At 63.5% G+C, this 6,252-nt stretch carries 7 protein-coding genes; all 7 read left to right on the forward strand.

Features of this window, described 5'->3' with window-relative positions; translation table 11 throughout:
• The first annotated feature begins 95 nt into the window (after nucleotides 1-95).
• Nucleotides 96-911, forward strand: a complete 816-nt coding sequence (locus A2J02_RS05915; RefSeq protein ID WP_068048004.1) for an MlaE family ABC transporter permease — start codon at nucleotides 96-98, stop codon at nucleotides 909-911.
• A gap of 94 nt (nucleotides 912-1,005) precedes the next feature.
• Nucleotides 1,006-1,785, forward strand: a complete 780-nt coding sequence (locus A2J02_RS05920; protein ID WP_231893723.1) for an ABC transporter permease — start codon at nucleotides 1,006-1,008, stop codon at nucleotides 1,783-1,785.
• A gap of 2 nt (nucleotides 1,786-1,787) precedes the next feature.
• Nucleotides 1,788-2,825 (forward strand): MlaD family protein, encoded by a 1,038-nt coding sequence (locus A2J02_RS05925; RefSeq protein ID WP_068048010.1) that lies wholly within the window; start codon nucleotides 1,788-1,790, stop codon nucleotides 2,823-2,825.
• Nucleotides 2,822-3,829, forward strand: a complete 1,008-nt coding sequence (locus A2J02_RS05930) for an MlaD family protein (RefSeq protein WP_068048013.1) — start codon at nucleotides 2,822-2,824, stop codon at nucleotides 3,827-3,829. Before A2J02_RS05925 ends, A2J02_RS05930 begins: the two co-directional genes overlap by 4 nt.
• Nucleotides 3,826-4,836: an MlaD family protein gene (locus A2J02_RS05935; protein ID WP_068048019.1), complete on the forward strand. Its 1,011-nt coding sequence runs from the start codon at nucleotides 3,826-3,828 to the stop codon at nucleotides 4,834-4,836. The genes A2J02_RS05930 and A2J02_RS05935 overlap by 4 nt, the downstream gene beginning before the upstream one ends.
• Complete coding sequence (locus A2J02_RS05940) at nucleotides 4,836-5,945, forward strand: MCE family protein (protein ID WP_156516116.1); 1,110 nt, start codon at nucleotides 4,836-4,838, stop codon at nucleotides 5,943-5,945. Before A2J02_RS05935 ends, A2J02_RS05940 begins: the two co-directional genes overlap by 1 nt.
• On the forward strand, nucleotides 5,936-6,252 hold a 317-nt coding region (locus A2J02_RS05945; RefSeq protein WP_156516117.1), incomplete at its 3' end, for an MlaD family protein. The genes A2J02_RS05940 and A2J02_RS05945, both read left to right, overlap by 10 nt.

The following is a 6,252-nucleotide window of genomic DNA, read 5'->3' on the forward strand; positions in this document are numbered from 1 at the left end:
TAAGTGAAGAAAACGTCACTTGGTCGACGGTCGGCTGGTAATTTCCGTTCCTGCGCGGGGGAGTCGCACTGAACAGAAAGCCGGGGGGTGGGGAATTGTCGTCGCCGACATCGACGCTCGCACGCGTCAGCGACGGAGTTGCCAGTGGATTCCGGACGTTCGGGCGAACTCTGGAGCTGGGTGTACTGGCCTTCGTCCACCTCGTCCGCGACATACTCACACTGCGACATCCGTGGCGCGACACCATCGATCAGGCCTGGTTCGTCGTCACCGTCACGGTGGTGCCGGCAATACTGGTGTCCATTCCGTTCGGCGTCATCGTGTCCGTTCAGGTCGGCAGCCTCACCGATCAGATCGGTGCGACGTCCATCGCCGGAGCCGCGGGTGGCCTCGGGGTCATCCGCCAGGGCGCACCGATCGTCGCGGCACTGCTGTTGGGCGGTGCGGCAGGCGCGGCAGTGGCAGCCGATCTGGGTGCGCGCACCATCCGGGATGAGATCGACGCGATGTCGACCATGGGAATCGACCCGGTTCGCCGGCTGGTCACACCACGGCTGGCGGCCATCCTCCTGGTGGCACCGTTCCTGTGCATCCTCATCATCTTCATGGGACTGGCCGCGGGCTATGCGATCAACGTCGGTTTTCAGAGTGGGACGCCCGGTAGCTACATCAGCTCGTTCGCGTCCTTCGCCTCGGTGACAGATCTGGTCGTCGCCCTGGTGAAGACCGAGATATTCGGGGTCATCGTCATCATCGTGGCCTGCCAGCGAGGGTTGTCCGCCGCACACGGACCGCGCGGGGTAGCCAACGCGGTCAACGCGTCCGTCGTGCTCGGTGTGGTGTCCGCATTCACCGTCAACGTCGTGATCACGCAGTTGGTTGCGATGTTCATGCCGCAGAAGTTGGGCTGAGATGGCAACTCCTTCGCGGTACACCGTGCACGGCACCGCTCACCTCAGCCGCAGTGTCAGGTACCTCGGTCGTAGGCCGTTCGATGTACTCGAAATGTTGGGTCATCAACTGACGTTCTGCGTCAAGGTTCTCGCCGCGATACCCCATACGGTCCGCTCCTATCGGCGTCAGATGCTGCTCATCCTCAGCGACATCACCTGGGGCAGTGGCAAATTGATCGTCGGTGGCGGAACCGTGTCGGTGCTGGTCGTGCTGGGGGTCGCGGTGGGTGCGTCCGTCGGGATCGAAGGGTTCAATTCCCTCGGCATGGTGGGGATGGAGCCGTTGACCGGTTTCATCTCGGCGTACGCCAGCACTCGGGAACTGGCCCCGATGATCGCGGCCATCGGATTCGCGACGCAGGCGGGATGCAGGATGACCGCCGAGATCGGTGCGATGCGTATCTCGGAAGAGATCGACGCCCTCGAAGCTCAGGGGATTCAGTCGATGCCCTTCGTCGTCACCACCAGGGTGATCGCGGGAATCGTCACGATCGTGCCGCTCTACCTGCTGACCCTCATTCTGAGCTACCTGTCGTGTGCGGTGGTGGTTCGCGTTGTCGGCGGACAGTCCTCGGGCACCTACGACCACTACTTCAGTGCCTTCCTGCAGCCGGTCGACGTGCTGTTCTCACTCCTGAAGGCCGCGGTGTTCGTCGTGACGATCATCCTGATCCACGGCTATCAGGGGTACTACGCCTCGGGCGGCCCGGAGGGAGTCGGGCGCGCCTCGGGCCGCGCCATCAGGGCCAGCCTCGTTGCCGTGGTGGTACTGGACATGATCATGACGCTGGTCCTGTGGGGATTCGACTCGGGCATAAGGATTTCGGGGTAGAGATGGCAGTTTTCGACGATCTGACGGGACGATCGGCCGGGCCGGCCACGCTACGCCTGCGAGGGCTGGCGGTGGCCGTTGCCTTGGCAGTGTTCGCAGGCGGCCTCACCGCCTACGCACGCGGGGCCTTCGATTCGCCCTTCGAGCTGACGCTCGATGCAGCATCGGTGGGGGACGGTCTGACGCCCGGGTCGGAGGTGAAGTTCCGTGGTCTGTCCATCGGCACGGTCGACAACATCGAGACCGTCGGCTTCGGACGGCAGCGGCTGCAACTGGAGATCGATCCGAGCCAGGCGGGCGAGCTCACCGACACCATGCAGGCTCAATTCTCGTCGTCGAACGTATTCGGTTCCACTGCAATCGAATTGGTCTCCGATGGCACGGGGGCACCCCTGGCCGACAACTCGACCCTCGAAGTGTCGAAAGACCTGCGAGGCGCAACGGTGACCGGAGTGTTCCGGCGAGTCGCCGACCTCACCGAGGTTCTCGACACCGAACAGGTGGACCACCTCCTGGACCTCATCGCGAACACCTCCGTCGAGGTGAGTCGAAACCTGAAGCCGTACTTCGACACTGCTCAGATGATGGCGAACAACCAGATCGACCCGCTGGCCTGGAAGCTGCATCGCGGTGCCGAACTGGGCGAAGGAATCGGCAACCTGGTTCCGCCCTTGCTCGATCTGGTGGTGGGAGTGGTGGACAAGAGCGTGTACGTCGAGGCACCCGCCGACCGAGCGCGAACCATCGCCGCCAACAACGGTCTGAGCGATCAGTTGATGATTCCGGTGGGCGACTTGCTGAAGGCGAACAATCCGAACCTGTCGAAGCTGCTGTCCACGGTGCTGGACCTGCTGGTGCCCATCACCGCGTCGATCGGCACATTGGCGCCCAGCTACGACCGAGTGCCGCAGGTGCTCGACGGTATCTCCGACGCATTTCCCGTCGTCGACGGGAAGCCTCAGCTGCAACTCGACCTGATAGTCGAAACCATGCCCAATCTGGCCGGAGCCGTTGCCGCACACGAGGAGGCGAACGGATGAAGAAGGTAGCGGGCCCCGCGGTCAAACTGCTCGTCTTCTTCACGGTGACCGCGGTGTGTGCGGTGATCATCGTCGCTGCTCTTCGCACCCCGGTCGGCGGACCGCTGTCGTCCTACGGCGCGGAGTTCGACGACGTGTCGGGTTTGTACGTGGGCGACGACGTGCGCATGTCCGGGGTGCAGATCGGCAAGGTGTCGTCGGTCGAACTCGACGGTGCCCTCGCGCGGGTCGAGTTCGAGATCGAAGACCGACGGCCGATTTTCGCCAACACCCAGGCTGCGGTTCGGTACCAGAATCTTCTGGGGCAGCGGTACGTCGAACTCGTGCAGAAGGATTCGGCGACCGGAGCCCCGTTGGCGGTCGGGGCGACCATCTCCAAGGATCGAACGATCCCGTCCTTCGACATCTCCAAGCTGTTCAACGGCTTCGAGCCGATCTTCGACACCCTCGACACCGCACAGCTCAATCAGTTCACCGAGAACATTCTCCGGATGGTTCAGGGTGACGGGTCCGGACTCGGTCCGGTCCTGCGCGACGTGGATCGCATCACCCAATTCGCAGTACAGCGTGAATCGATCATCGGGCTCCTGATCGAGAACCTCGGCCAGATCTCGGACTCGATCGGTGGCCAATCCGCGTCGGTCGCAGACCTTCTCGAACAACTGCACGGTCTGGTCTCCAAGCTCAGCACCCAGATGGACGGCGTGCTCGCGTCGCTGGATCAGGCCAATTACGGGCTGCGACCGTTCGTGGGGCTGATGGAGGGCCTCGAGCGGGCGTACGACAACAGCTACGCGCCGGTCGACGGGGCACTGCGTCGAATGCTTCCGCAGACCGAACAGGTGACCGAGATGTTGGCACTCGCGCCGGGATTGTTGACCGGACTCAATGCGAGCATTCCGGACCCGGGCGCACAGACGTACTCCTGCAGTCGCGGACAGCAGGATATCCCTGGGATCGGGCAGATCGTGCTCGGCGGACAGAATTTGGTGGTGTGCCGATGAGCCGCGTACTACGCAAGGGCGTTCGTGACGAGCAATCGGAGAACAAAGCGCACTTCTTCTGGGGCGCGGTCGGTGTCGCGGCCTCTCTGGTCCTGCTCCTGATCGCGGCGGCGTTGTACACGATTCCGTTCGGCGAGCGGACCTACACCGCGGAGTTCGGCTCGGCAGCCGGGGTGAAGCCGGGCGACGAAGTGAGGATCGCCGGTATCGCGGTCGGGTCGGTGCGTTCGGTCGAGCTGGCCGGTGCGCATGTCGATGTCCAATTCAGTGTCAGCTCCGATGTTTTCGTCGGCGATGCGTCTACCGTCACGGTGAAGTTGTTGACACCGATCGGCGGTCACTACGTGATGCTCACCTCGCACGGTGACGGCGAGCTCGGCTCGGCACCGATTCCGCCGGAGCGGGTCGAGCTGCCCTACGAACTGTCCGACGCGATCGAGTCGGCAACACCGCTGGTTCGCGACATCGACGGTTCGACGCTGCGGGAGACCGTGGCCGAGTTGGACAAGGCCGTCACCGAACAGCCGCAGTCCACTCGCGCGATCGTGGACAACCTGTCTTCGCTCACCGATACGCTCGCGACGCGGTCCGATCAACTCGAGCGCGGGCTCGTGGTATCCGACGAGTACGTCGGGGCATTGGCCGCCGATCGGGTCATGCTCACCGAACTCGTACGCGAGCTCGGCACCCTGACCAAAGGATTCGGCGACAAGCGCGTCGAGGTTGTCAGTGCTTTCGACCTGCTCGGGAGAATGTTCGAGCTCTTCCACCGTCCCGTGGTCGCATTCGAGAAGGGGCTCGAGCCGTCGATCGTCCAGCTAGAGGAGATCACGCAGAAGCTCTTTGCACAGTTGGGTGACGTGGACGGGGCGATCACGACCATGAAGGAAAGCTCGGACGGTCTCGCCACTCTGATCGGCGGCGGGCAGGGGCCCGTGATCGACCAGTCGCAGGACACGGTCGTCGGTGTCGGCGTGTGTATTCCGTTGCCGGGGAGGGTGTGCTGATGAGACGCAGATCGGTACGCATCGCCGTGGCGGCAGCAGTCGTCGTCACGCTCGTCGGTTCGGTTGCGTCCGCCACATCGGTCATCGACCCCGGTGCGGGCAACTCCTCGCTGTGTGCCGAGTTCACCGACACGGTCGGGTTGTACGAGGGTAATTCGGTCATGATGCTCGGTGTGGTCGTCGGAACGGTGACACGCATCGAGAACACCGACACCGCGGTGGTGGTCACCATGGATATCGACGACAGCCTCAGGCTGCCCGCCGAGGTGGGGGCCGTGACACTGTCGAATTCGATCGTCACCGACCGGCACGTGGAATTCACGCAGCCCTACATCGACGGTCCCGAGTTCGACCGGTCGAGTTGTATTCCGTTGGATCGCACCAGAACTCCACTGGGAATCAGCGACACACTCGACGCCGTGTCGGGCCTGGCGTCCGATCTGCTCGGTCCGGCCGACGCCGAGGGCAACCACGACGAGATCCTCGGCGACACCTTGCGTTCGGCCGACGATTCGCTCCGCGGCTCCGGCACCCAGCTCAACGACAGCCTTCGGCAACTGGCGCAGCTGGTCGGCGATCCTGCCGACAAGGACACCACCGTGCGGCGTCTGATCGACAACCTCGACGGCCTGATCGACACGTTCGTGGTGAGCTGGCCCGAGGTGGCGAAGCTGCTCGACAATCTGAAGCGGGGGATGATCACGCTGTCGGAGTTCACCCAGTCCTTCGGCACCACGGTCGCTTTGCCCACCGAGCTCATTCCGCCGCTGGCGCGCAACGTCGCGAAGTACGACGAGAAGGTCTACGCATTTCTCGACCAAGCGGTGCCGGTGGTCGACGTACTGCTCGGACGGGTGGGCGATATCAAGGACATCCTGGCGCAGGTGCCGACCGTAGGCGAGAACTTGATGACGATGTACGACAACGATTCCAGGAGCGGTCGGGTGATCTACCACCCGCCGCAGTTCGAGATCGACACCAATTCTCCCAACGAGGTCTGCGCTCTGCTCAACAAGTACAGACCGACGTGCTCGGCGGACCAGCAACGAGGCGATGTCATCGATGTCGGTCTGGTGCAGCTGATACTGGGTTCGGCGGGATGGCGATGAGGCGCGCGATCACCGGGTTGTGCTGTGTCGCCCTGCTGTCGGGGTGCAGCGTCGACCCGGCCGACCTGCCGATTCCCGGCAGCTACGTGGCAGGCGACAAGTACTCCCTGCGAATCGAATTCGCGAGCGTGCTCAATCTTCCGGAAAAAGCGAAGGTGATCGTCGAAGGCGTCGACGCTGGCGTCCTCGACACCGTCGAGTTGGTGGGGTCGACCGCCGTGGCAACGGTGGACCTGTCCACCGATGTGCAGCTGCCGTCCGACACCGTCGCCGAGCTTCGGCAGTCGTCGATTCTGGGCGAGATCTA

It is taken from the genome of Rhodococcus sp. EPR-147 (assembly GCF_001647185.1).
Taxonomy (GTDB): Bacteria; Actinomycetota; Actinomycetes; order Mycobacteriales; family Mycobacteriaceae; genus Rhodococcoides.